Genomic DNA, 24,834 nt, shown 5'->3' on the forward strand with positions numbered 1-24,834 from the left:
GCCCATAAACCTGTTGAGTCGCGGGCACTGCACCACGACGGCCCAGCTATTCCGCCAGGTCGACTTCGCGAAGTGCTTCGTTGAGGTCGGCCCGGACGTGCTCGCCGAGTTCGCGATCGCCTGCGGTCGTCACCACGCGGTTCTCCTGGACACTTGATCCATCCCGGATGAGGAGTCGGACGTTGCCGCCCTCGTCGGCGCGGGTCGCTTTCGCCCGGACGCCACCACGGGTGCTTGACCCGCCGGCGTCGATCGGTCCGGGGATAATCTTCTTGACGTGTGGGTGCCCCGCGACGGTTTCGATGGCTCGCTTGCCGTCCCGGTTGCCGATCAGCGTCGAGTGGGTGCCACCGATCTTCTCGGCGGGACTGGCCTCGACGACCTCGAGGGCAGGTTCGCCCTGTCGCTCGATGACGCGCTCGACGGGATCGTCGCCTTTGACGCGAAAACACTCATAATGGAACTGCGACCGGACGGCGTCGATGACCGTCCGATCCCCGGTGACGTAGACTTCTTCCGGGCGCTTGCGATGCACCTCGTCGGCAACTTGCCCGGCGAAGTTGCGCAACTCGACGCCGCTTAGCTCGCCGTCCTCGGGCGTCGTCGTGACGACCCGCGTCCCCAGGATCTTTTCGCCGTCGAGAGTCGTCACGCGTGCCCGATCCCGATCGAGATCGAGCACGACCACGTCGGCGTTTGCTGTTCGACAGACCAGACAGTAATCGCCCGGTCGGTCGAGGTCAGCGGCGCACTCTCGACACTGCATTACTGTCTCGTGGGGACTCACGCCGAATAAGCGGGACGATCCGCGCGCCTCGGGCGACTCACCGGTAGGCCTCGAACTCCTCGCCGAAGACGAGGAAATAGCCCGTCCCGACCGCCCCGATCGCGGCCGCAAGCGTGAACGCGATCTCGGGGCTGGCAAAGTCCCAGAGGTACCCGCCGATCGCCGCGCTGGGGATGACAACCGTGTTTCGCAGCAGGTAGTACGTCCCGGTGACACGGCCGCCGGCGTCTTGCTTGGCTGGGCCGACGATGAGTGCCTTGTGGGACGGCAGGCCGGCAAAGCGCAGCCCCGAGAAGGCAAAGACGGCGAGCATTGCGGTCGCCGTTGGCGGTGCATTGATCAACACCACCGGGAAGATCGCATAGACCGCAAAGCCGACCGCGACGACTGGTTTGAGGCCGACGTATTCGGCGACCTTCGCTGCGGGTGCCATCACCAGCAGCGCGACCAACATCTCGACGCCGAGCAGGACACCGAAGAAGGCCGCCGGCGAGAGGTCGATCGCGTAGGAAACGCCACCGATGGCGACGGTCGTCTCCAGGCCGACCGCGAAAAATCGGGTGACGACGAGCACGAAGAAGACGTAGACCATACCGTTGGCGAACCGGACCAAGGTATCCCCGACGAGCAGTGGCCGGAGTTCCCGGGGCATCTCTCGGAGGTCCGCGCGGATCTGTTCCAAGCCAGCGAAGCTATCGCCGATGGTGTCTTCGCTGGCGTCGTACAGCCAATGTTGGACGAGCGTCCCGACAGCACCGAAGGCGACTGCGACCGCGAGCACGTACCGGAAACTGACTGTAAACGACGGGTGGAGGCCGATCAAAACAGTCGCGAGTACGGGGCCGACCAGAAAGGCGACCCGCCGGAACGTCTCGGTCGCCGCGAAGCCGGCCGCCAGCCGCGAGGGCTCGGTCGCCTGCTTGACGACGGCGAAGGTCGCCCCGAGGCCGAAGGATTTCCAGGCCTGGGCCAACAGCAGGCCGACGAAGATCCACACCCACGGCTCGACGGTCAGGCCGGCGACCGTGAACGCGCCGAGTTGGCCCGCGGCCAGCCAGACAGCGAACCCGAGCGTCGAGAGGAAGCCAAACAGCGTCAGGGCGTATCGCGACCCGATCCGATCCGAGATCGCACCGCCAGGGTAGGGAAACACCGCCGAGATGATGTTTCCGAACGTCCCGAAGAGACCGACGACGAATCCCGACGCGCCGAGTGTACGCATGTACTCGGGGAGAAAGCGGCTGGTCATCTGGAAGCCGAGGCTGAAGGCGAACATCGCAATCGAGAGGATGAGGACGTCTCGACGGAGCGCGAAGACGGACCGAAACGCGTCGATCGGGCCTGCGGCTTCGGCCTGCTCGTCTGGCATGTCCCAGCTTCCAGCGCCGAGCGCCAAAATTCTTCGCCGTGCGTGCCCATCTTCGGCTCCGCCACACTCGAGTGTCGAGGCGCCACTCCGATTCGAAAATGCGAAACCACCGCTGAATCGTCCGCGGTAGAATAGTGCCTGGCTGCGTCTCAGGCTACCTGCTTTGAGACGTATGCTCCCCAGGACTCGTGTTCGACCACGAGTGCCTGTGGCTCTGTGGATACCGACAGTGTGATCGAATCTCCAGCCTCGATCACATCGTATTCGTCGGCCCAGACGTTCGGATAGGACGTCCGCTGGCTGGCATAGGTCGCGACAGCTACCTCCGCCGGGTCGATTTCGCTCTCTGTCTGTGAGGTGATCGTCAGCGATTCCGCTTTGGCGTCATATTCGACGTCGAACTCGAATGGTGGATGGAACGTCTCCGAGAACACAGTCTCTTCGTCGGACCCGTTTTTCCAGACGACCTCGACAGTCGATCCGGTCTCGGCGGCGAGGTCGATACTATCGCCCTCGGTGACGGTATCGGAGAACCCGTCGATTGACTCGCCATCTACCGTCATCTCGAAGGCATCAGCCGACCACTCGCCCTCTCCTGCAAACGTCAGGGATTGCCCGTCCATCTCGAAGTGGACCATGCGACGCAGACTAATCCCATCGATCCGGACGGATTCTTCAGGCCCAGTCCATTCTACGGTGACGATACTCAACCGATCGAACTCGATGTCGATACTGTCGCCGTCCGCAAGCGTTTCGTACTCTTGGGCGAATGGCGTTTTCGCCTCCAATCCGTGTGACTGGACGGTGAACGTATCGGGATCGCCCGTATAGCCGTCGTCACTCCGATAGACGAGCTCGAACCCGTCCGTAGAGTGGTGCAACTCGAAGGAGACCGGCGGTTTGATATACTCACTGAAGGCCGTCGCTGGCCCGCCCGGCCCGACCCACTCGACGAGGACTTTGGCCCCCGGATCGGCGTCGATGGACACGCTGTCGCCGGATTCGAGGGTTTCGTATTCATCGTCTAACCCGCTCGAAAGCTCCGTGCCATCGACGGTCACTCGGTACTGTTCGGGGTCACGGGCTTCCCGGCCCTGATACACAAGCGTGGGGTGGTCTTGTTGATCGAGTGAGAAGTACCCGGGGACCTCGGCATGGAAGTAGTAAATCGACGTCGATGTCGATTCGGTCACGGTGCCTCGCTCAACCGAGTGTGTTGTAGAAAGGGTGACCCGATCGTACAGTGTGACGTCGTCGATCTCGATTTCGTCTTCCGGGGACAACGTCTCGTGAGATGCCCCAAGAGATCGTTCCGTCGTCTCCTGTCGCTGGTAGTCGTCCTCACGGCCCGATGTCGAACGGTGTTCGATCTCGATGCGCTCAGTGGCTGTGATCGGCTCTGGACCAGTGTACGTCAGCGTCAGTGTCTTGGACTCACGGTCGTAGTCCTCCTGGAAGGTCACACCGTCGGCGATCAGCTCGTGACTGACGACCGTCTGGTATTCGGGATGCTTCGGATCGGTCCACTCCAGTACGATCGTCGAAAGCAGATCGGCCTCGACGGTGATGACCTCTTCCGGGTCGAAGGTCTCGCCGTTCCAGACATTCGTTACTTTCTCGCCGTCGACGTACAGTGCTAGCCCCTCCGTCGAGACCGCTTTTTCCTGCGTGTGGTGGAGTTTCGCTGTCCCCGCTTGGGAATCATACTGAACGTGTAACCAGAGATCCGGCGCGCGTTCCCGGAGTGCCTCTGAAGGGGCAGGTACACGAGTCGTGCCGATGGCGACGCGACCGTCTCGTTTGATCGCTTTCTCGTCGATGTCGTCGACGCTCGTACTCTCCAACAGCGCCTCGAAGTCGTCCCCGTCGTAGGCCGCTGTCTCCGTATACACACCGACAATAGAGAAACTGATCGCCGTCGGGTCGATCCGATCGACGCCAATGGCCACCGTTTCTAGTCCGTCCGTGTCGATATCGGGAACGCCAGTGTCCGAACTCGGAGGGAACGACGGGAATACTTGAATGCTTGCCGAATCGACGACCTGTGCCAGCGACAGGCGCGTCTCTTCGGAGAACTCGAATTCGTCACCGATTGCATCTTTCGCTGCCGAGAGGCCGTCGGTCCAGGCTCCGCTCTGGGGAGCCACACCGAGAACAAAGAGCCCGTCGTCGCGATGGACCCCGTTTTCGGGTACTCGTTTCGGAACGGTTGGATCGGTGGCGTCAAACGAACCGACCAGCGCCAGGATCTGCTTTCGGTTTTCACCGTAGATCGCAGTTGCAACTCGATCGACGGCTTCCTCGTCGAGATCGAACTGATCTGTGCCTGCTCCCCACATCGTCATCGCAGTGGTCTCTTGATCGGGCGACGGCACAGTAACACTGAGGCGCGAGGCCTGCGTGCCGTCGACGGACTCCGGGATGGGATCGAGAACTGCCTCGACGTCGTCGGGGAGGGCTGTCTCATCCGAGTCGGGCGTCGGCGTTGCCGTTTCGGAGGGGGACGATTCGGCCCCAGTTGTCGTCTCGCCTGCGGCGGCGATACTGAACCAACTGGGGAGGGCGGCCATGGTGACACCGGCAAGGAGTTGCCGGCGGGTACTGCGCACCATATCCACGTCGTTGCACCTCTCACTCATTAAGATTTTCAAATACACAACTCGTGGCAGGACATCTGCTGCCATCGTCCCGCTACGTATCACGAAGCCCCCTCACACTTCCCAAGCAGGGGCCAGAATCAACTGCTGGCGTCGAGATTAGTCTCGTCGTCTGTGGCTGGCCACTGCTGCTCACTTGCGAATGGGAAATCAGCCTGGCCGATACCCCACGGTTTCTCGGTCACACTGGGAGGGACGCCAGTGGCGTCGAGAGCCGAAACGGCGTCAGTTCCCTCCAACACCACCAGCCCGTGGGGGTGGCCTAGACTGCCTTGCAACAGCGGGAGGCCGTCTCTGAATACTGGGCGTGAGCCGGTTTCACTGTGTTCGAAGTCGTACGGAGTGCTCTGGAGTTCCCATACTGTTCCTGATTGGTTCGATCGCATTTCGATCAGTTACGAACGACCCCACAGCGAGACCGAGCGGGAAGCTGTCGAGTACGATCGACTGCCGTCGGAGCTGACTGGCCAACTCAGAGGGCTGCTGGATCTGCCTTCGTGATCTCCCGGAGGACGACCGTCGCATAGGAACCTTTCGGGAGCGCAAACGAGAGCGTCAGCGGATCGCGCTCGACAGCCAGAGCCGTCCGCAGCAACATCGCCCGTCGCGTCCCCTCCGAGTGGAACTCTCCCGGAAGGTCGAAGTCCGCCGGACTGATTCCCAACTCGTCGAAGACAGCCCGCTCGATCTCACCAGGCTCACCGTCCGCAAGCTCACTTTCCGACCCGAGCAGCGGTGCAGTCACGAACGCTCGGCCGCGCTCACAGTGTCGGCGAACTGTCCCGACATTATCTTCGGTCACACGCTGGATCCGATCGGTGTCCGGCAGTTCGAGTCCGTCAGGAGCGTCGCTGTCGGCGAAACAAACCACGTCGCCGGCCACCGGCTCGTCGAAGGGCAGGCCACGTTCCAGCCGTGCCGAGAGGATACGATTGAACGCATAGGACTGGGCGGCGTTGACGAACAGCTGCTGGAGATTCGTCGGGACGGCCTCCAAGGCGTCCCGGAAGTCGTCTGGCTCGTTGGCCCCGTTCTCGGCCAGACGATGGCACATCGACCGTTCGTAGCCCAGCCGGTTTGGCAACCGGTCGAGTGCGCCCGCCCAGTCCTCTGTTTCCGTAACGTATGCCCGCGCCTCACGGGTTTCCTCGCGCTCACGCTCGTGTGGATTTCCGACGTAGGCGAGAACCGCAGCTTTCCAGTCGCCCCGGGCGATGGCGAGGCCGACCTCGTGGGTGACCGGCCGCTCGCTGCCGAACCGTTGCTGGCCGAAGAAGTTGGGCACGCCGACGGTCGTCGCGTCGCCCTCGCCGTCGAATCCACTGCCGGCGAACGTGGCGAGTTCGTCGACGACGGCTTCAATCCGGTCTGGACTGTCCGGTTCGCTGACGACGATTTCGAACGCGTTGCCGGCCAGATCGCCAAAGAGGATCGGTCTGCCGCTTCGACCCAAGACTTCGATCTCGACTTCCGAGAGGTCGATCCCATCGAGAGCCCCAGGATCGACTTTCGTGGCGGAGAACAGCTGGGTCGTCCGGGCGTGTTTGTCTTTCGTCCCGGCCCAGGAGACACGTTCGCGGCTAATCGACAGCTGATCGGAGAGGACGTTTGCGAAGTCGTTCGTGTCCCACCCCGAGAGGGTCGCCCGAAAGACGACATGGGGATATGCCCCGCGCTCGGCATCGATCGACTCGACGTCGAAAGCCTCGATCTCGCGGACAGCGAAGGCTGCGGGCTCACGGCGGAGGTGCCCGCCGACGCCGTCGCTATCGCTGACGTAGTATGCCATCCCGACCGCTTGCTCGAGTGGGTGTGCCTGGCGCATGTGGGGGTTCGGTTTGGCTACACTGTCGGCCGAAAAGAGCGTGCTGGTCTCTGGGGCCGAAACGACGGACAAATCGAAAACAGACCGCGCGCGTCTACAGCGCGTCCGCGAGCTCGTCGAACTCGTCGATCTCGACGCCCTCGTCGGTGATCTCGGCGATCACGAGCCCGTTCCCGGAGCCGGTGTCGCGCTCGCTTGCGGCCTGGACCGCTTTCGTCGCGAGTTCGCGGGCCGCCGCCGTCGAGAGGTCAGGTTCGTATTCGCCTTCGAGGGTCCCGTAGGCGAGTTGCATTCCGCTGCCGGTCACAGCGTAGTCGTCTTCCATGACGCCGCCGGCGGGGTCGATCGTGTAGACGTGACTGCCCTCGTCGTCGACGCCACCCAGGATCGGGTGGATCGCAAAGAAGGGGCCGCCACGGGCGAAGTTGCCCGCAAGCGTCGCCAGAGCGTTGATGCTCATCGGCTCGCCGCGCCGGGTCCCATAGAGGCTGGCCTCGGAACGTAGCGTGCGGATGAACGACTGGGCGCCACCGACCGAACCGACCAGCGTCATGGCCGCAGTCGGGTGGATCTGGTCGACTTTCACGACGTTCTTGTTCGAGACGAACCGGCCGCCAAGGCTGGCTCGGCGGTCGGTCGCGATGACGACGCCGTCCTCGGTCGCGAGGCCAACCGTCGTCGTGCCGGTCTTCGTTACGTTTTCCTTGTCACCGTTCTCGGTCGCGATCGAGCCGAGTTCCGGACTGTACGGGTCGATTGCGTCGTCGCCAGTCGGGTCGAGATTCATGTCGGGGTTCATTCGTCGTCACCACCAAGTAGGTCGCGTTCTTCGAGATGCTCTTCGAGTACGTCCTGGCCGACCGTGAGGACGCCCTCCTCGTCGACCGTCTGGAGGTCGACGCCGTCGGGGTCGAGGCCGTCGTCTGCAGGCTCGGCCAGCCCTTCCAAGGCGAGGCCGACGCCCTGCTCGAGGGTCAGTCCGTCCTCGTAGTTCTCTTCGAAGTACTCCTGGATATCCTCGCGGCCGCCACCGACCGCCAGAGCTGACCACTCGTATGGGGTCCCGGAGGGATCGGTCTCGAACAGGCGTGGCTCGCCGTTCTCCATCCCGCCGACGATCAGTGAGACACCGAACGGTCGCGCGCCGCCAGTCTGGGTAAACTCTTGGATGGTGTCCGTGATCGCCTTCGTCAGGGGCTCGACGCCCATCGGCTCGTCGTAGCGCAGCCGGTTGACCTGTGCGCGCCGACGGGCAAAGTCGATGAGTTTGCGCGCGTCAGCGACGTGGCCTGCCGAGGCGATGGCGATGTGATCGTCGATCTTGTGGGTCTTCTCGATACTGTCGCGTTCGATCAGGTCCGACCGAGCCTGGCGGTCGGCCGCCAGGACGACGCCCTCTTCGGTCCGGATGCCGACGCTCGCGCTGCCGCGTTTGACGGCCTCGCGTGCGTACTCTACCTGGTAGAGCCGGCCGTCCGGCGAGAAAATCGTGATCCCGCGATCGTAGGCCTGTTGTTGCTGGTTTCCTTGCATAGGTCGTGTGTTCACTCCGAGTTAGGGCACGTGACACATAAAGGCTTCAGTAAGAGGTAAATAGGAGGATTGAAAGCGGTCGAGTCGTCGCCGATCAGTACAGCGAGAGGTCGCCGGTAACACGGTCGACGATATCCTCGCGTGCCGGGCCGACGGCCAGTGCCGAGACGGTGCCCGGTTCGAGTTCGGTGTGGCCGGCGTCCCGGACGATGGCGTGAGCGATCCCTTCGCGCTCTGCGACATCGGCGAGTTCGAACAACTGTGACTCGCCGTCTGCTTGCAGGACGATTTTCTTTTGGCCCTCGCCTTTCCACTCGGTTTTCGTCCGCCGGTCGGCATCCTCGTAGGCCGAAAGCGAGGCGTGAGCGACCTGGGCGGCGAGTTTTCCCTCGCCCATGTTCAGGTCGGCGCGGGCGACGATCGCCTGTTTCATACTCGCGATCAGTTCTGGGTGGACAAAGGGGCGACGATTGTACGTGGGGTCGACGATCAGCGCGCCCGTTTTTCCGAACCCGACGCTTCATTAGGACGGCCATTCGAGAGGTGGGTATGATACTCTCAGATACGGACATTCTGCGGCGACTCGAGGAGGGTGACCTCCGTATCGAACCACTCGACGATCTTGATTTACAGGTCCAGCCCGCAAGCGTCGACCTTCGGCTCGGTCGTGAGTTCCTAGAGTTCCAGCACGCGAACATTCCGTGCATCCACCCCAACAGCGAGCAGGAAGTCGACGAGTACGTCGAAGAGACCGTCGTCGAGGAGGGTGGGGAGTTCATTCTCCATCCCGGCGATTTCGTGTTGGGTACGACCAAAGAACGCGTCGCGATCCCCGACGACTTGATCGCTCACGTCGAGGGCCGCTCCTCGCTGGGTCGGCTCGCGGTCGTGGTCCACGCCACAGCGGGACTGTGCGATCCCGGGTACGAGGGCCAGATCACCCTCGAACTGTCGAATCTCGGGACCGCTCCCGTCGCGCTCAATCCGGGCATGCGCATCTCGCAGTTGACGTTCACCGAACTGTCCAGCCCTGCAGAGCGCCCGTACGGCGAGGAACGCGGCTCGAAGTACCAGGGCCAGGAGGGGCCACAGGCATCGCGGATCCAGGGCGACCGGGAGTTCGGTGGTGACCAATGAAATTCGTCGAGGAGATCGTCGTCGAGGAGTTCCTGCCGACGTTCCGATCGTTGCTTGCCGAGCGCCTTCGCGATCGGGGCCTGACCCAGCGAGAGGTCGCCGATCTGCTGGGGATCAGCCAGAGTGCGGTCTCGAAGTACGCCCACGGCGAGGTCGAACGCAACGAGCGGCTGCTTTCCGACCAGCGCCTCGAAGAACTGGTCGAGCGCCTGGCAGACGGCCTGGCCGACGGAGAGATCAGCACCGTCCAGGCCCTGGCCGAAGCGGAGGTGTTCGTCCGCCAACTGGAGGAGGGTGATCTGCTCGCCCAACTCCACGAGGAGGCGTTCCCGCAACTCTCCGAACACGGCGGGACGATCGCGATCCACGATCCGGAGAGTCGCGTCCGCCAATCTGAGCGTGCGCGCTCGTCGGTCCGCCGGGGTCTAGGGATTCTCGAAAACACGAGCGGGTTCGCCCGACTGATCCCGGCCGTCGGGTCGAACCTCGTGGAGTGTCTCCCGGGTGGGGACGGCATCGACGACGTCGTGGCCGTCCCCGGACGGATCCTCGACGTGAAGGGGCGAGCGTCGGTCCCGGGGGATCCGGAGTTTGGGGTCAGCGAACACGTCGCCAGCGTCCTGCTTGCGGCCCGCGAGTACGGCAACGACGCCCGAGCGACGCTGAACGTCGCCTACGAGGCCGAGTTGATCGACGCCCTGCAAGCCCAGGGATACGTCGCGGCCGAGTTCGACGCAGACGCGGACCTCGACACTACTTTCCCGGACGTCGATGGCATCGCCGACGCAGATGTCCTCTACCAGACTGGCGGGTTCGGCGTCGAACCGATCGCCTATTTGCTCGGATCGGACGCACCCACGGTCGCCGAACTGGCGCGTGACCTGGTTTAGGTATGCCGACCGACCGGCGGGCGATCCGGCAGTTCTACGATCGGATCGCGGGACCGTACGACCGACTGGCAAGCGGACCGGTCGTCCGCCGCTGGCGGCTCGATGTGATCGACGCGCTCGCGTTGCAACCAGGTGACGTCGTCGTCGAGATGGGCTGTGGCACCGGGGCAAACCTGTCAGCACTTCGCCAGCGAGTCGGCGAGGGCGGGCGCGTCCTCGGCATCGACCTGACGCCAGGGATGCTCGAACGGGCTCGCAGGCGCGTCGACCGAGCGGGGTGGGAGAACGTCACTCTCCTGACCGGGGACGCCCGGGACCCGCCGATCGAGGGTGGTGTCGACGCCGTGCTCGGGACGTTCGTCGTCGGACTGTTCGACGATCCGGTCGCCGTCGTCGAGGCCTGGTTTGCCCTGCTTGCGGGCGGGGGTCGGCTCGGATTGCTCGACGGGACGCTCAGCGACCGGCTGGCCGGGCGGCCGTTGAACCTGGGTTTCAGGGCGTTCACTCGATTGTCCGCCCCCTCGAGTCGCGGCGACCGCGTGTCACCGGCCGTAACCCTGGCCCGCAGGGTCCGAGACGCTCACGATCGAGTCCTCGAACGGTCGCATGACGGCGAATCCAGCCGACGCGCGCTCGGCTTGGTCCGCCAGTCGAGTGGACGGATCGAGTGAGACTGCACCTGTGCGGAGACGAAACTGTTCGCCGTGCTATCCCGCTCGTTGCCAACATTTGAATGCTTCATCTCTCGGCCGTCCAATCTACCTGCGGATGGCGTCTCAGATCGTCCGTCTGTGCCTTGACAGTCTCTCGGTCGCTGCCGCTGGCCGTACGGGGTTGCTCGGGACCGAAACTGACAGTTCGACGGTCACACCAGCACCGTACCGGCGAGGCGGTCGCCGTCGACGTCGGTCAGTAGCACCGCCAACGTTCTCACTCGTAGTGGGCGTGTTCCGGGCAAAATTCTGGCTCACGAAGTTGTGCCTCGACGACACCTGGCTGGCGATGTGGGTTCGACAGCCGACAGCGATCGTCGTCACAGAACCCCTCGCCGGTTTCGAGATAGTCGACGGCCTGGAGGACGTACCCCTTCAGTGCGTCGGTCGTCCGGGGATCGTCTGCCACCAGAAAGTCCCCGTCGACCTCGTTTTCGAGGACTTCTCGCGGCGGGGCATCTCCGGACAGTAGGGCGTGTTTCTGCTTTTCTTTGTAGTATTGTTCGGGCTTTGCGGGGGCCTCGTAGAGACCGGGTACGGAGAGCAGCGTGGGCTGGCCGAGGACGTTCACGCGCTTGTGCCAGCGCCCGTCGTGATCGCCCCACGTGCCGAGGACGCGATCGACCAACGGGACGTGGAGATGGTCGAGGCTGCGCTCCTCGGCGGGGAGCCGGCCCCACAGTGCCTGCTGAACAGCCAGACCGTCGTAGAGGACGCCCCCAGCCCGCTCGGGGTGTTCGAGTGCGCGCTGCTCGTAGCGGACGATCCCGAGCATCGTGTTACCAGTCTCGGGATCGGACGGATCGAGCACCCTGGCCGCCGCGAACGCCTCCGGGAGGGTGTCGTCGGCAAATCGCGAGAGGAGTCGGTCCCGGACGCTGACGCTGGCATCGATCCGTTCGGCCAGCCACTCGGCGATCGAGTCGGCGTCAGCGACGGTCGTCGGAGCGCGGTATAAGGTGACCTCTTCGACCATATTTTTGGTGGTACCACTGGGTAAAACGAGTTGCGGACCGGCCATCGTTTCTCTCAGGGGCGCGTGACGTGATCGATTCGATCCGACGGTCCGTCGTGGCGGGGTGGTTGCGTCGTTTCGGTCCGGAACCGACGACTGCTCCTGTCAGACGAACGCCGGACCGATGGGCTCTGCGTCTTCGGCCTCACGCCAGGAGTGGGCGGGTTCCCAGCCCAGATCCGTCCGGGCCTTCGCGGTCGAGAACGCGGATTCCTCGCCCTCCAGCGCACAGCGGTCCGGCAGGTCCCCGAACACCGTCTCGATGGTTTCTGCGGTCGGCCGGCCGAGGTAGTTCTCCGCCGCGACGGCGAGATACGCCTCGTGACCGTCGATGTCGGCCCCGAGCGCCGCTTCGACGAGTGAGACCACGTCGCGGACATCGATGTACGACCAGAAGTTGCCAGATCGGTCTGCCGTCTCTGGGCCGAACCCGTCACGGACTGCCGTCAGGTCGTAGTCGCCGGGGTAGTTCACCCACGACGGCCGCAGCGAGGCGACCGAGATACCGTACTTCCGGACGGCCATGCGAGCGAGGTGTTCGCTCACGAACTTCGAGATGCCATACGGGTCTTCGGGGCGCTTTGGGTGCGCTTCGTCGATGGGCAGATAGTCCGGCAGGAACGGCGGGTCGGCGTAGGGCATCCCGTAAAGACTCTCGCTTGAGGTGTATACCACGTCGGCGTCGACGGTGCCGGCGGCCACGAACACGTTGTAAGCGGCCATCACGTTCACGCGGAACGTCTCCGATCCCGGCCGCTCGCCCATTCTGGGGATGCCCGCACAGTGGACCACTGCATCCGGTCGGGTCGTCTGGATCAATTCGCGCGCCTGGCCGTGATCGGTCAGATCGGCCCCGAGAAAGCGCGCGTTGGTACGCTCGCCCGGTGGCCGACGCAGGTCCACGCCGACGACAGCGTGGCCGTCGGCCGCGAGACTGTCGAGGACCCAGCTTCCGATGCCACCCGTCGCGCCGGTGACGAGGACGTTCATGTCCATTGCTCGGCCGGGGCCGTGTTAACGTCGTTGCTCGCCGCGACTGCGGGCGGAGTCTACGGAGGGCACTTGATCGCGTCAGTCGTCAGCGGGTGCGCGCGTCGTCATATCGACCGGCTCGGCGTCGACGCCGAGTTCGTCCAGGGCGACCTGTGCGCCGCGCTTGCCCGACAGCAGCATGGCACCGAAGGTCGGCCCCATGCGCGGGAGGCCGTAGGTCGTCGCCGTGGCCATGCCCGTCGTGATGAGACCGTCGTGGACGAGACCAGTGTGTTCGACAACCGCGTCCTCGCTCTCGCCGACCCACATCGAGTCGTGGCCGGGCGAGTCGTGGCCGGGTGCACCGTAGGTATCCTCGCCGGTCTGGTCCATGCCGCTGGCTTCGTCTTCGAGACCCGGCGCGTTGAGCACGCCGCGCTCGTCGAGTTTCTTGACGGCCATGGCGTCGTGACCCGTCGCGTCGATCACCAGATCGGCCTCGACGGCGATCGGGTCGACGCAGGTGATCTCCCGTGGCAGGGCGTGGACCGGCGTCCAGTTCATGACGATGCCGCCGACGCGGTGGTCCTCGCGGATCACGATGTCGGTGAACTCCGTCATGTTCTGCATCTTCGCGCCGGCGTCACAGGCGGCCTTGATCAGACCCGAACAGGCCTCGGGGCCGTTGGCGACGTACAGCCCTTCGCTGTCCTGGGAGCGCTTGAAGTCGACGTCCAGGTTCTCGAGCACCTGCTGGGCCGGGTCACGGACCGTGACCTTGTTCATCAGGAAGCCACCGAGCCAGAAGCCGCCCCCGAGATAGTTGTTCTTCTCGACGACCATCGTCTGAACCCCGCGTTCGGAGAGTTCCTTGGCGGCCATCAAGCCGGAGGGGCCGCCACCGACGATGATCACGTCGGAATCGGAGAAGTCCATGAACTCTTCGGTCCACTCCTGGCCGATCGCACGTGTTACCTCTGCCTCGCCGACATCGCTGAACTCGTCGAACTCTGAATCGCTCATACCACCTGGTGGTATCACTGGGTAAAACAAGTGTGTTTCGATGGCGGAGACAGTTCTCACTGCTGAGTTAGGGAGCGTTTGTCGGGAAGCACACGGCCGGCTAATCGACGCGTTTCTGGGCGAGGCCGAGCATTTGGGCCGTCGGCAGTTCCCAGCCGTAGTTGACCGCGAGCAGTCGCGAGCCGACGGTCATCGCCCCACAGCCCCCGGCGGTGAGGCCGGGCGAGACGCCCGCCACTGTCAACAGCCAGTAGGTGGTTCCGCCCAGGACCGCACAGCTCGCATAGAAGTCATCGAAGAGGATGAACGGCGAGCGATCGAGCAGGACATCGGCGTAGGCACCGCCGCCAGCGGCGTTGATGGTCGCGACGGCGACGACACCGAAGGCGTTGACACCGGCCTCGGTCGCGACGATCGACCCGGCGGTGGCGAACGCCGCGAGCCCCACCGCGTCGGCGACGAGCGTGATCGGATGTTCGTCCGGCGATTCGAGCAGGACGCTCAGCCCAAGCGCCAGCGAGACACCCAGGATTCCCAGCCCCATCTCGCCGAGATTCTGGAGCGCCAGCGGCGTCCGCCCGACCAGCACGTCACGCGTCGCACCGCCGCCAAAGGCCGTCACCAGGCCGACCACACCGATGCCGAAGACGTCGAACTCCTCGCGGATGCCCTTGGCCGATCCGACGAGGGCGAACGCGACGAGGCCGATCGTGTTCATCACCGCGAAGGGGTCAAGCAACGCGGAATCGAGCAGTTCGGCAAGCACTAGTTGCGAGGATGCAACCGGTCCTAAAGAGCGCTCCGCTCCGCGGGCACTGTGTCGGTCTCCGTCCGTCAGCCACGAGCTACGAATGGCAGTGTCAACGGACCCGTCCCGCTCGTGAACGCTGTGCTCGGTGCCCCGTGGCTGTCACAATTGGGCTCGTGATAGTGTGATAGACCCGCTCCGATCGGAGTCGATCAACCGGTGGGTACACTGGCCGACGAGACGACCCGCTCGCGTTCGGTACTCGACGAACCCTCGGTTTCGACGTAACTGCGGCCGATGATCTCTGTCGAGATCACGGCGACTGCCCGCCGAACTTCGACGATCCGTACTTGGCGAACTTCCCACGGACCCGGCACCGCCGCTGTCGTTTCGAGAACGATCCGCAGAGACGTTCACGCGAGTGGAGCGTCGGTCGTGGATTTTGGGCCAACCATTGCAGAACTGAGCGACTCAGGCGTTGTCGGCGATGTCTGTGGAGGCGATCGTGTCTTCGCCGACGACGGTTTCGACGTCGATATCCTGGATCAGATCGACCAGTTCGACAAGTTTGGGGAAGGTGTAGATCGTCAGCCCGACGTCACCCTCGCTCGCGGTCAACTCTGAGTCGATGACGAACGCGATGTCCTCCTCGGGCCAGCCACCCATCTTGTCGACGATGCCGCTGGCCGGCCCATACGCGAACGATGGTGTCGACATTCCGATCGTCGTGTCTAGTACGTTTGCCCACCCGTCGATGTAGCCGGAGGTCATGATGTTGCCGACCTCTTGAATCGCCGATCGTTCCATATCAGAAAAGCCCTCGCTGTCGTCACTGCCGATGTCGCCGACCAGCAGGCTCGCCAGTTCTTTGGCGTCGTCGGATTCGAGCATGAACAGGACGTAGCCGTGGGGCGGTTCGGTCAATTCGACGTAGATACCAACACGGTCGCCCTCGCCCATGTGGGTGCGGACGTCCTCGATATCGAGGAAGTTGATCTTCGAGACGGCAATCTCCGTCTGCAGACCAGCCATTTGATCGAGGTGGGCCGAGACCTTTTCGGACCCCTCCCGTGCGATCTTGTTGAAAAGATCGAGTTTCCGGATGTCCACTTCCAGACTCATGGCCCTCTCTACCCGGCGCGGCTACGTAAGTACTCCGCCATTCCCGGCGGTCGCCCCAGCGCTACTCGCTGTCGCCGCTTCTGATCGCTTGCTCGGCGGCGGCGAGAGTCGCCTCGGTGTCGAAGTCCGCGACGATCGCGCGCAATTGCTCGTCGTCGTGGGCTCGTAACTGACGGGCGTGGGCCGTCATGTTCGGGATGGCCCGGATCACGTTGTCGATAATCGGGACTGTGGCGGCCTGGGCCGATCGGGACAGCGGATTGAGGTCGATCACGATTTCGGTTTTGTCCATCTCGCCCAGTGCTTGGGCGCGGTCGCCGTCTTCTAGGGGGACGACGACCACATCGGCGTCGTAGATCCCGTCGGCGTCGACTTTCGCCCGCTCGTGGTCCAGGCCCGGGATCCGTTCGTCCGCCGCGAGGCCTTTGACTGACTCGGCACCGTGTTCACGGAGGTGCTCGGCGATCGCCTGGATGCGTTGCTCGGTCCGGTTGAACAGGTTGACCTCCAGGTCGGCACCCGTCGCCGCGGCGAGTTCCACGACTTCCCCGGGAACGAGGGCGGCGACGTTGCCGTTGATCGAGAGCACGGGATGGTCGGCCAACAGCAGATGTGCGGCCGCGGCGCGTTCGGCCGCTTCGGCGCTGTCGATCGTCCGCTCGCCCAGCAGGTAATCGAAGGCTTCGCCGCGACCCTGGGCGATCAGCCCTTGCTGGCTCGTGATCCCTTTCTCGACCCCTGCCTCGATACGGTGGCGGGTCAACAGCGACTCGTAGCGTGGGTGACTCTCCGGAACCTCGACATCGCTCATATCACTCGGTCGGGTCCCGTCGGTGAAAAACGTCGGCAACTCGCCGTCGCCGGGGCGGCCGCCCTGCTGGCCTGTTACTTCCCGTCGCTGGCGTGTGGTTGCAGCTCAGCCTGGTCGCGATGACTGCCTCCGAGTACTGTCGCACCTGTGGGATCGACACGACAGACGTGCGGGTCGTATCCGGCGTCCGAGAGGCCGGTCCCGAGTGCGAACACCGTCTCGCCGAGCATCGCCATCGACGCTTCGCCACCGGCCTCTGTTACGTCCATGATCACGTCTTTGACGTCGGGTGTCAGGAGCCCAGCTTCGCGGGCGAAACGCCGCGAGGCGTACATGAACTGCTCGACGGTCGGTTGCTCGACGACCCGTGAGAGGGCGTCGTCGCCGGCTGCCGAGAGGCGCTCGGTGTCGCCGCCGATCACGTCGCTCGTGTCGAGTTCGCCAAGTGTCAGGTATTCCACGCGAGGGCGGGCCGGTAGCCCGTCCAGTTCGTTCGCCCGAGGCCCACCCGCTTCGAGCCGTAACACCATGCCCCCGCGGGCCTGTGCGACCACGTCACCCAGACCGGTCCCGGCCTGGACCTCTGCGCCGTGGGCGACGGTCGTGAGTTCGGCCATCGAGAGTTCGAGATCGAATCCGTCAGTCGCTGCCAGTGCCGTTCCCAGTGCCATCGCCCCGGAGACGCCAAAGCCCGAACCGAGTGGCAGATCGGTCTCGCCGATCACCGTCGCCTCGATCCCGAGAGCTTCCAGAACACCCTCGACAGCCCCGATGTCAACGCTCACGTCGTCGAGGAGTATCTCGGTCTCCGTATCGGGCCTGACCGTCACTGTCACGCCGTCGGAAAGCGTCAGCCCGCCTCCACGCGAGCCTGTCGTCGTCGGATCGTCGGTCCGCTCGACGGCGAAAAATCCCGTCACGTGCCCCGGCACGAACGCTTTCGCCTCGTCGGTCATCGACGGCTCTTCGATGGCCGTCCGGTAGAACCCTTCGAGACCGTTCCGGCGGTCGCCAGATTGATGTGTGTTTACGCTGTCTCCGATTGTATACACATGCCATCAGTCAGCGTTCGCTTGCCCGACGAGGAGAAGGCCGAACTCGAATCAGTGGCCGAGTTACTGGAGGAAGACCGCAGTACGACGATCCGTAAGGCCCTTCGCGAGGGCCTGTCTGACCTGCGGGTTCGGCTCGCTGTCGAGCGCTATCAGTCCGGTGACGTCGGCGTCGCCGAGGCGGCCAGGCTGGCGAACGTCACCGTCGGCGAGTGGCTGGCGATCGCCCGCGATCGAAATTTGACGGTCCAACTGACGCGGGAGGACATCGAGCGTGAGGTCGAGGCGGCCAGAGACCTATGACTCGGATCTTCGTCGGGCCGGTGCCACTGGTCGATCTGGGGATTGTCGGGGAGACAAAACTGCTTGGTACCTTCGACGGCGACATCGTCGTCCCGCAACTGGTCGCCGAGGCGGTCTCGACCGAGCCAGCCAAGACGAACCTAGCGAAGTTCGTCGACGACGGCGGCGCGACGATCGAACCCATCGATACCGAGTACGCCGAGCAGGCCCAGACAATCGTTGGCTTCTCTGAGCCCGTTGTCGAGAGTCGGCTGTTGGAACCGATTTTGGCAGCGATGGACGGCGACGAGGCGTCGGCAATCGGGCTCGTCACCGACGATCGCCCGTTTCGGACCATCGCCGACGGCCTCGGAGCGACAGTCACTGGGACCTTTGGCGTCGTGGTCCGGGCCGCAAGCGAGGACAAGTACCTCAAGACCACCCAGGCAAAGCGGATCGCTCGCCGGATCGACAGCCACGGGTTGCACTTGACGGGTGCACTCCGCGCCCAGGCAATTGGGGATCTCTGACTCCTGGCTACACAAGCGCTCGACGGAGTGTGTCACTGGCCCCACCGTCTTCACCGCTCGTGTTTCGAGGCTACACTTCCTTCGACCTCGCTAGGGGCTCAGCCGCTGTCGGTCTCTGGCCGCTACGAGATCGGGCGACTCTACGGGGAGAGTCGCTGACGATCTCGCGGGAACGCCGGAAGACGGTCCTGCTCGCCTCGCTCCGCTCGACTGCGCGAAAGGTCGGCTTTGCCGACCTTTAGGAACGTGGCCGGCTGCGCCGGCCACGCGGGCTGTGACTTCCGAGCCTCCGCCGACAGGAACGTTCTCGCCTACGGCGAGAGCCGTTGCCTGTCTCGCGGGAACAGCACCGCTTCGCGGATGTTCTCCAGCCCGAGCATCGTCATGACCAGGCGCTCGCCGCCAAGGCCCCAGCCAGCGTGTGGCGGCATGCCGTACTTGAACATCTTGGTGTAGTACTCGAAGGCTGACGGGTCCAGGCCCTGCTGTTCGAAGCCGTCGACGAGGTGGTCGTGGCGGTGTTCACGCTGCCCGCCCGAGACGAGTTCCATCGAGGGGTGCATCATGTCGAAGCCCGTCGAGAGTTCGGGATCGTCGTCGTGATCCTTGATGTAGAAGGGCTTGATCTCGCTGGGCCAGTCGGTGATGAAGTAGTGCTCGCCGACAGCCTGGCCGAGGGCGTGTTCGGCCTCCGTCGAGAGGTCGTCGCCCCACACCAGCACGTCATCGAGTTCGCCAGTGGCGTTGACGCGCTCGATGGCCTCCTCGTAGGTGAGCCGCGGGAAGTCGCCCCCGGGAACTTCGAAGTCCTCGGCCAGGCCGAGCGTTTCGAGTTCCTCGGCGCAGTTCTGTGCGACGCCTTCGTAGGCAGCTTTCACGACTGTCTCGCAAGCGTCCATCGCCTCGGTGTGGTCGTAGAAGGCCGACTCGAAGTCGATCGAGGTGGCTTCGTTGAGGTGCCGGGGCGTGTTGTGCTCTTCGGCACGGAAGATCGGGCCGATCTCGAAGACGCGTTCGAGGCCGGAGCCGACCATCAGCTGCTTGAACAGCTGGGGGCTCTGATTCATGAACGCCTCTTGGCCGAAGTACGTGATCGGGAACAATTCGGTTCCGCCCTCGGTCCCGGTCGCGACGATTTTCGGCGTGTTGATCTCCGTGGCGTCCAGGCTGCGGAACGCCTCCCGGACGGAGCGAAGGATCTCCGCGCGGATCTCGAAGATGGCCTTGACCTCGGACTTGCGGAGGTCGAGCGTCCGGTTGTCCAGGCGAGTCGGGAGTTCGGCGTCGACCTTGCCCGACGGGTCCAGTGGGAGTTCGGGATCGGCGGGCGCGATCACGTCGAACTCCTCGGGCGTGATCTCGACACCGGTCGGCGCGCGTTCCTCGTCTTCGACTGGTCCGACCACGCGGACGACACTCTCCCGATGGACGTCGAGTGCACTCTCGACGATTTCCTCGGGCAGTTCGTCTTTCTCGATTTTGATCTGGATCTTGCCGGTCTGGTCACGGAGGATCAGGAACGCGATCCCGCCGAGGTCTCGGATCTCGTGTACCCAGCCCGCGACGGTCGCGGTCTCTCCTGATTTGGCTACAGCAGCGTACGTCCGATCGTGCATGCCCCCGTATTTTGCCGCCGGGGATTAAACTCCACTTATCCTGACTCGCCCCGCAATGGTGTCGTGATATCGCCCGCCTCCTCGATTTCGTTGCGATACCAGCGGCGCGAACCGGACCGACGAACAAATGTATTTAAGTCACTCTCTCATGAAAGATCAGGTATATGGCACCCAAAATGGGTGAACCCCAGGCCGGGACGATCGAGCTCGTTCACTATCACGTTGGTGGCGACGGTGAGCGCGCACTCGAGGCGTTTCTGGAGGAATATCGGCGAACCCACACGACGGCCATCGACCCAATAAGTTACGACAATACGCGCCTTCAGGTCAAAAGTCGTATTCTGGACGGTGACCCACCGGATGTCTGGACCGGGTGGGCTGGGGCGAATCTCCGGGCTTACGACCAGGCGAACGTGCTCGCGGACGTGACAGACCTGTTCACGGAGACTGCGATGGAACGCAACTACCGGGACGTGGCTCGTGACGCCGCCCAGGTCGATGGTGTGTATCGAGCGGTTCCGTACTCGATGCATCGGATCAACGACCTCTACGTGAACGTCGCTGCGGCCAAAGCAGCGGGCATCGATCCGTCGACGCCCGATTCCCCCCGCGAGTTTGCCACACTCGTGGCTGAGGCTGATATCGACGGCGCGGCGTTTCTGCTGCCGATGAAAGAACCGTGGCTCGTCTTGCAGCTTTGGGAACTCGTCTTGCTGGGGCAGTACGATCACGAAACCTTCGAGGCGGTGACCGGTGGCCGTGCTCGTCCAAACCGGGACGCTATCGTGGATTCGCTCGACATCGTGGCCACGTTCGCCGCCGCGGCACCCGACGATGCCGTCTACACGTCACTGGTCGAAGCCAACGAGCGGTTTATCGCCGGTGATGCCCCCTTCTACCAGCAGGGTGACTGGGCTGGTGGCGTCTTCGTCGGGACCACGGAGTTCACCTACGAGGACGACTGGCAACGCGTCGCGTTCCCCGGGACCGAAGACATGTACGTCGTCAGCATCGACGCGATGACGCCCTCGAAAGCCGCAGACATGGCCCTCATCCGTCCGTTTCTGGAGTACACCGGTTCGCCCGACGGCCAAGTCGCGTTCACCCGGGCCAAGGGATCGCTCCCAGCCCGGAGTGACGCCCCGACGGACGCCCTTTCGGCGTTCGGACAGGATCAGGCCAGCGCCCTCGAGCGTGCCCGCGACCAGCCCCAGTCGATAGCCCATGGCCTCAGCGCCACCACCCAGACGCGTATCGAACTGCTCGACGCCTTTGCGTCGTTCATGACCGACTGGGACAGCGACGCCGCTACAGACCAAATCATCGACGTCTTCGAACAGTAAGACGCCCTCGCGGGACGACGACCACAACGTTTCTTTTCGTCCACCCGGAACGAAGTCCAATGGCGACTCACGACCTCGATGACCTCGATCGGGCCATCATCTACGCGTTGCAACACGACGCCAGGAACATGTCGACGAGCACGATCGCCGAACGCATGGATGTCGCGCCGAGTACGGTCCGAACCCGAATCAAATGTCTCGAAGACGACGGGGTGTTGACGGGGTACCACGCAGAGATCAATTACGAACAAACCGGATTACAGTTACACACACTCATTCTCTGTACGGCCCCGGTTCCCCAACGGGAGCGGCTCGCGAACCAAGCCCAAGAAGTCGACGGTGTGGTCGCCGTCCGGGAAGTGATGACGGGCAACGAAAACGTTCACGTCGAGGCTGTCGGCCGGGACGGCGACGACCTGAGCCGTATCGGTCGGGAACTCGACGAGATTGGCTTCACGATCGAAGACGAGGATATCATTCGCAACGAGTACGAGACGCCCTACGAGGGGTTTGCCGTCGAAGACTAGTCCCGTCGGTGGACGCCTCTGTGGCCCGGCCTGCCGTTCATTTCCTCACGATCTGGCTGTTTTCGTCCCGTCGCAGTCGGGGTCTGTAGACGGATATCGAAACGTCGTCGTGGTGGCCGCTCTGCCTGAGCGTCGTCGCTGTCTCCCATCGAGTTACGCCCCTCCTCAGTCATATTTGCCGATTTATTTGACGAACCGTCGAAAAAGGCGACTAGTTTATCACGCTCCGTGAATAACGGCTAACCGAATGCAGCAACGTGGTTCGACGTGCACAGGAGACTGTGTACACAAGACGGTGATCGCCCTCCGAGACGACCCAGGAGCATGGCTGCCAGGATGAGTCAGCGTAGCATCGATCGTGAAGACGTTCTCGCCGTCGAATCGACCAGTGACGTCAGAGGCGACCAGAAACGACGGGCCGAGCGCGCCAGTGTCTCGGCGCAACTGACTGAGGTCGATGGCGAGAAGTTGCGGACCGAGGTCGCCTTCCTCGGGACTCGGCGTGCATCAATCAAACCACTCCCCGCCCGACAGCTCCCCACCGGCCACGGTGTCGACCGACTGATCGCTCGTGTCGGCGATTCGGCCCAGGAGACCGCGTTCGACGATACCCCGGCAGCGACGATTCCTCCGATCGACCCCTTCGCGTACACTGCTCAGCGTTCGCTTGAGACTGCTTAATTCACAATGCCGAAAGAACTGGAACGAGACCTCGGATTAGCATCAGTACTGGCAATCAGCATCGGCGCGATGGTCGGCAGTGGCATTTTCATCCTGCCGGCCCTCGCGTTGAAGATGGCCGGCCCAGCGGTGGTACTGGCGTACGTTTTGGCCGCACTGGTCGTCCTTCCGGCTGCACTCAGCAAAGCAGAGATGGCGACCGCGATGCCCGAAGCCGGGGGCACCTACCTCTACATCGAACGTGGGATGGGACCGCTCCTCGGGACGATCGCGGGGATCGGGACGTGGTTCGCCCTCTCGTTCAAAGGCGCGCTCGCGCTCGTCGGCGGTGTCCCGTACCTGTTGTTGTACTTCGAGTTGCCGATCAAGCCGGTCGCCCTCGCGTTGGCAGCCGTCCTCATCCTCGTGAACCTCTTTGGGGCAAAACAGACGGGACGTCTCCAGGTCATTATCGTCGGGGTGATGCTCGCGGCGATGGCCTGGTTCGTCGGCGGGAGTCTCGGGTCGGTCCAGACTGCTTCCTTCGACGGGTTCCTGGGGTCGGGAGCCGGTGGTATCCTGGAGGCGACCGGGTTCGTCTTCGTCTCCTATGCGGGGGTGACGAAGATCGCGAGCGTCGCCGAGGAGATCGAGGACCCCGATCGGATCATTCCCCGCGGGATGATCTGGTCGCTTGGCTTCACCACACTCCTATACGTCCTGGTCGTGGCAGTGATCGTCGGCGTCGATCCGTCAGGGATCGTCGGTTCGAAGACGCCGGTGGCCGACGTGGCTCAGGCGACGATGTCCACGCCCGGCGTCATCGCGGTGGTCATCGCGGCGATCTTCGCGCTGATTAGCACGGCCAACGCCGGATTGCTCTCCTCGTCGCGCTACCCCTTCGCGATGAGCCGCGACGACCTCGCGCCGCCGACCTTCGCCAACGTCAGCGACCGGTTCGGGACGCCCGTCACGGCGATCGCCCTGACGGGTCTCGTCATGCTGGGGCTGATCGCGTTCGTCCCGATTATGGATATCGCCAAACTCGCGAGCGCGTTCCAGATTCTCGTGTTCGTGTTGATCAACGTGGCTCTGGTCGCATTCAGAGAGAGTGACATCGACTACGATCCCAGCTACGAGTCACCGCTGTACCCCTGGTTGCAGGGATTCGGCGTCCTGGGTGGGCTCGTCTTGCTCACCCAGATGGGACTGATCCCGTTTGTCGGTGCGATCGCTATCATCGTCGGTAGCGTCGGCTGGTACTTCGCGTACGCTCACCGCAACGTGGCCCGGGAAGGCGCACTCACTGATGCGATCCGACGCGGCATCGACAGGCGAGCCGTCGAGGAGACTCGCTCTGTCTGTCACGACGCCGATAAATCTGACGTCCTCGTGGCGCTCACCGAGGGCACCACGGCGGCCGCCGAGGAGCGACTGTTGGACGTGGCGGTCCCGGTCGCTCGCGCCCGAGACGGGACGGTCACGGTCGTCCAGTTCGATCAGGTGCCCGACCAGACGCCGCTGTCGTACGCCGAGTCGACGCTCTCGGAAGCCGATCAGGTGTTCGAAGAACGGACAGCCACCCTCGCAGAGAACGCCGGTGTCCCCGTCGAGTACGGTGAGATCGTCAGCCACGACGTCGACCGGGCGGTGGCGAACGTCGCTGATCTCCACGGCTACGATCTTCTCGTCGTCGACGAATCCGGCCCGACGTTCACCGAGGGCCTTTCGGACGTCCTCTTCGGCCCAAACCGCTCGTTCGACGTATTGGGCGTCGACGCCGAGAGCCTCGATGGCATCGACCGTATCGCCCTAGTCGACGACGGCGGTCCCTTCGACCCCGAGAAAGTTCGGATCGCGAACCTGCTCGCGACGGCCCGTGAGGCGACGATCGAACTCGTCCACGGGATCGCGCCGGATGCGACCCAGGAACGGCGTGCTTCGGTCGACCAGTACCACGCCGAGATGGCGGATCTCTGTTCGGTCCCGACCGAATCGGCGATCGTCGAGAGCGACGACGACGCGGCCGCCCTCGTTCGGGCGACCGACGACGCCGATATCGTCGTCGTTGCCGATACGGGCGGTGCGATCCTCCGTACTGGTCCCGGGATCGACGTCGCGAAACGTGGAAACGCGCTCGTGTTACACCCCGGAGGCGACGGACAGCCCGGACTGATCGGGCGACTCATCCAGCGTATCGTGTACTGACGATCGTGGGTGCC

The 24,834-nt window shown here is 63.8% G+C and carries 24 protein-coding genes; 9 read left to right on the forward strand and 15 right to left on the reverse strand.

Annotated features, from left to right (window positions below; translation table 11 throughout):
- Positions 1-46: 46 nt before the first annotated feature.
- From Hrd1104_RS01955 to pth2, 7 genes are all read right to left on the reverse strand, one after another.
- Positions 47-766 (reverse strand): DUF2103 domain-containing protein, encoded by a 720-nt coding sequence (locus Hrd1104_RS01955; protein WP_154551168.1) that lies wholly within the window; start codon positions 764-766, stop codon positions 47-49.
- Between the two features lie 58 nt (positions 767-824).
- Positions 825-2,156 (reverse strand): MFS transporter, encoded by a 1,332-nt coding sequence (locus Hrd1104_RS01960; RefSeq protein WP_154551169.1) that lies wholly within the window; start codon positions 2,154-2,156, stop codon positions 825-827.
- 149 nt (positions 2,157-2,305) lie between these two features.
- Positions 2,306-4,768, reverse strand: coding sequence for a hypothetical protein (locus tag Hrd1104_RS01965; protein ID WP_154551170.1), 2,463 nt, complete (start codon positions 4,766-4,768; stop codon positions 2,306-2,308).
- A gap of 517 nt (positions 4,769-5,285) precedes the next feature.
- The gene (truD, locus tag Hrd1104_RS01970; protein ID WP_154553170.1) at positions 5,286-6,638 is read right to left on the reverse strand and encodes a tRNA pseudouridine(13) synthase TruD; all 1,353 of its coding nucleotides are present in this window, start codon (positions 6,636-6,638) and stop codon (positions 5,286-5,288) included.
- Between the two features lie 94 nt (positions 6,639-6,732).
- Positions 6,733-7,437, reverse strand: a complete 705-nt coding sequence (gene psmB / locus Hrd1104_RS01975; RefSeq protein WP_154551171.1) for an archaeal proteasome endopeptidase complex subunit beta — start codon at positions 7,435-7,437, stop codon at positions 6,733-6,735.
- On the reverse strand, positions 7,434-8,171 hold the full coding sequence (psmA, locus tag Hrd1104_RS01980; protein WP_154551172.1) for an archaeal proteasome endopeptidase complex subunit alpha: 738 nt from the start codon (positions 8,169-8,171) through the stop codon (positions 7,434-7,436). Before psmA ends, psmB begins: the two co-directional genes overlap by 4 nt.
- Before the next feature lie 94 nt (positions 8,172-8,265).
- Positions 8,266-8,604, reverse strand: coding sequence for a peptidyl-tRNA hydrolase Pth2 (gene pth2 / locus Hrd1104_RS01985; protein ID WP_154551173.1), 339 nt, complete (start codon positions 8,602-8,604; stop codon positions 8,266-8,268).
- A 116-nt stretch (positions 8,605-8,720) separates the two neighbouring features.
- On the opposite strand from pth2, the gene dcd reads away from it, so the two are divergent.
- The 3 genes from dcd to Hrd1104_RS02000 are packed head-to-tail and all read left to right on the forward strand — an operon-like array spanning position 8,721 to position 10,869.
- On the forward strand, positions 8,721-9,308 hold the full coding sequence (gene dcd, locus Hrd1104_RS01990; protein WP_154551174.1) for a dCTP deaminase: 588 nt from the start codon (positions 8,721-8,723) through the stop codon (positions 9,306-9,308).
- A complete protein-coding gene (locus Hrd1104_RS01995; protein ID WP_154551175.1) occupies positions 9,305-10,198 on the forward strand; it encodes a thiamine-phosphate synthase family protein in 894 nt (297 codons plus the stop codon). Before dcd ends, Hrd1104_RS01995 begins: the two co-directional genes overlap by 4 nt.
- Before the next feature lie 2 nt (positions 10,199-10,200).
- Entirely contained in the window at positions 10,201-10,869 is a 669-nt protein-coding gene (locus Hrd1104_RS02000; RefSeq protein WP_154551176.1) for a class I SAM-dependent methyltransferase, read from the forward strand.
- 259 nt (positions 10,870-11,128) lie between these two features.
- Here Hrd1104_RS02000 and Hrd1104_RS02005 read toward each other — a convergent pair whose 3' ends face one another.
- The 7 genes from Hrd1104_RS02005 to Hrd1104_RS02035 all read right to left on the reverse strand — a co-directional run bounded on the left by Hrd1104_RS02005 (position 11,129) and on the right by Hrd1104_RS02035 (position 17,558).
- Positions 11,129-11,887: a DUF7001 family protein gene (locus tag Hrd1104_RS02005; protein WP_154551177.1), complete on the reverse strand. Its 759-nt coding sequence runs from the start codon at positions 11,885-11,887 to the stop codon at positions 11,129-11,131.
- A gap of 144 nt (positions 11,888-12,031) precedes the next feature.
- Positions 12,032-12,916, reverse strand: coding sequence for an NAD(P)-dependent oxidoreductase (locus Hrd1104_RS02010; protein ID WP_154551178.1), 885 nt, complete (start codon positions 12,914-12,916; stop codon positions 12,032-12,034).
- Between the two features lie 81 nt (positions 12,917-12,997).
- Positions 12,998-13,921 carry a sulfide-dependent adenosine diphosphate thiazole synthase gene (locus tag Hrd1104_RS02015; RefSeq protein WP_154551179.1) on the reverse strand — a complete coding sequence of 308 codons (924 nt, stop codon included), beginning with the start codon at positions 13,919-13,921 and terminating at the stop codon, positions 12,998-13,000.
- A 100-nt stretch (positions 13,922-14,021) separates the two neighbouring features.
- Entirely contained in the window at positions 14,022-14,639 is a 618-nt protein-coding gene (locus tag Hrd1104_RS02020) for a trimeric intracellular cation channel family protein (protein WP_195837649.1), read from the reverse strand.
- Between the two features lie 501 nt (positions 14,640-15,140).
- Positions 15,141-15,791, reverse strand: coding sequence for a chemotaxis protein CheC (locus tag Hrd1104_RS02025; protein WP_154551181.1), 651 nt, complete (start codon positions 15,789-15,791; stop codon positions 15,141-15,143).
- Positions 15,792-15,852: 61 nt separating this feature from the next.
- Positions 15,853-16,602 carry a 4-phosphopantoate--beta-alanine ligase gene (locus Hrd1104_RS02030; protein ID WP_154551182.1) on the reverse strand — a complete coding sequence of 250 codons (750 nt, stop codon included), beginning with the start codon at positions 16,600-16,602 and terminating at the stop codon, positions 15,853-15,855.
- Positions 16,603-16,676: 74 nt separating this feature from the next.
- Positions 16,677-17,558, reverse strand: a complete 882-nt coding sequence (locus Hrd1104_RS02035; protein ID WP_154551183.1) for a pantoate kinase — start codon at positions 17,556-17,558, stop codon at positions 16,677-16,679.
- Between the two features lie 96 nt (positions 17,559-17,654).
- Here Hrd1104_RS02035 and Hrd1104_RS02040 point away from each other — a divergent pair, with 96 nt between their 5' ends.
- Together Hrd1104_RS02040 and Hrd1104_RS02045 are read left to right on the forward strand one after the other, a co-directional pair.
- Positions 17,655-17,957: a UPF0175 family protein gene (locus Hrd1104_RS02040; RefSeq protein WP_154551184.1), complete on the forward strand. Its 303-nt coding sequence runs from the start codon at positions 17,655-17,657 to the stop codon at positions 17,955-17,957.
- Entirely contained in the window at positions 17,954-18,466 is a 513-nt protein-coding gene (locus Hrd1104_RS02045; RefSeq protein ID WP_154551185.1) for a hypothetical protein, read from the forward strand. Before Hrd1104_RS02040 ends, Hrd1104_RS02045 begins: the two co-directional genes overlap by 4 nt.
- Before the next feature lie 311 nt (positions 18,467-18,777).
- On the opposite strand, the gene aspS is transcribed toward Hrd1104_RS02045, so the two are convergent.
- A complete protein-coding gene (gene aspS / locus Hrd1104_RS02050; RefSeq protein WP_154551186.1) occupies positions 18,778-20,082 on the reverse strand; it encodes an aspartate--tRNA(Asn) ligase in 1,305 nt (434 codons plus the stop codon).
- A 164-nt stretch (positions 20,083-20,246) separates the two neighbouring features.
- On the opposite strand from aspS, the gene Hrd1104_RS02055 reads away from it, so the two are divergent.
- The 4 genes from Hrd1104_RS02055 to Hrd1104_RS02070 all read left to right on the forward strand — a co-directional run bounded on the left by Hrd1104_RS02055 (position 20,247) and on the right by Hrd1104_RS02070 (position 24,820).
- Positions 20,247-21,425, forward strand: coding sequence for an ABC transporter substrate-binding protein (locus Hrd1104_RS02055; protein ID WP_154551187.1), 1,179 nt, complete (start codon positions 20,247-20,249; stop codon positions 21,423-21,425).
- A gap of 59 nt (positions 21,426-21,484) precedes the next feature.
- A complete protein-coding gene (locus Hrd1104_RS02060; RefSeq protein ID WP_154551188.1) occupies positions 21,485-21,952 on the forward strand; it encodes an Lrp/AsnC family transcriptional regulator in 468 nt (155 codons plus the stop codon).
- Positions 21,953-22,276: 324 nt separating this feature from the next.
- On the forward strand, positions 22,277-22,633 hold the full coding sequence (locus Hrd1104_RS02065) for a hypothetical protein (RefSeq protein ID WP_229770512.1): 357 nt from the start codon (positions 22,277-22,279) through the stop codon (positions 22,631-22,633).
- 6 nt (positions 22,634-22,639) lie between these two features.
- Positions 22,640-24,820 carry an amino acid permease gene (locus Hrd1104_RS02070; RefSeq protein ID WP_154551190.1) on the forward strand — a complete coding sequence of 727 codons (2,181 nt, stop codon included), beginning with the start codon at positions 22,640-22,642 and terminating at the stop codon, positions 24,818-24,820.
- The last annotated feature ends 14 nt before the right edge of the window (positions 24,821-24,834 follow it).

Origin of the sequence: Halorhabdus sp. CBA1104 (assembly GCF_009690625.1) — an archaeon.
Taxonomy (GTDB): domain Archaea; phylum Halobacteriota; class Halobacteria; order Halobacteriales; family Haloarculaceae; genus Halorhabdus.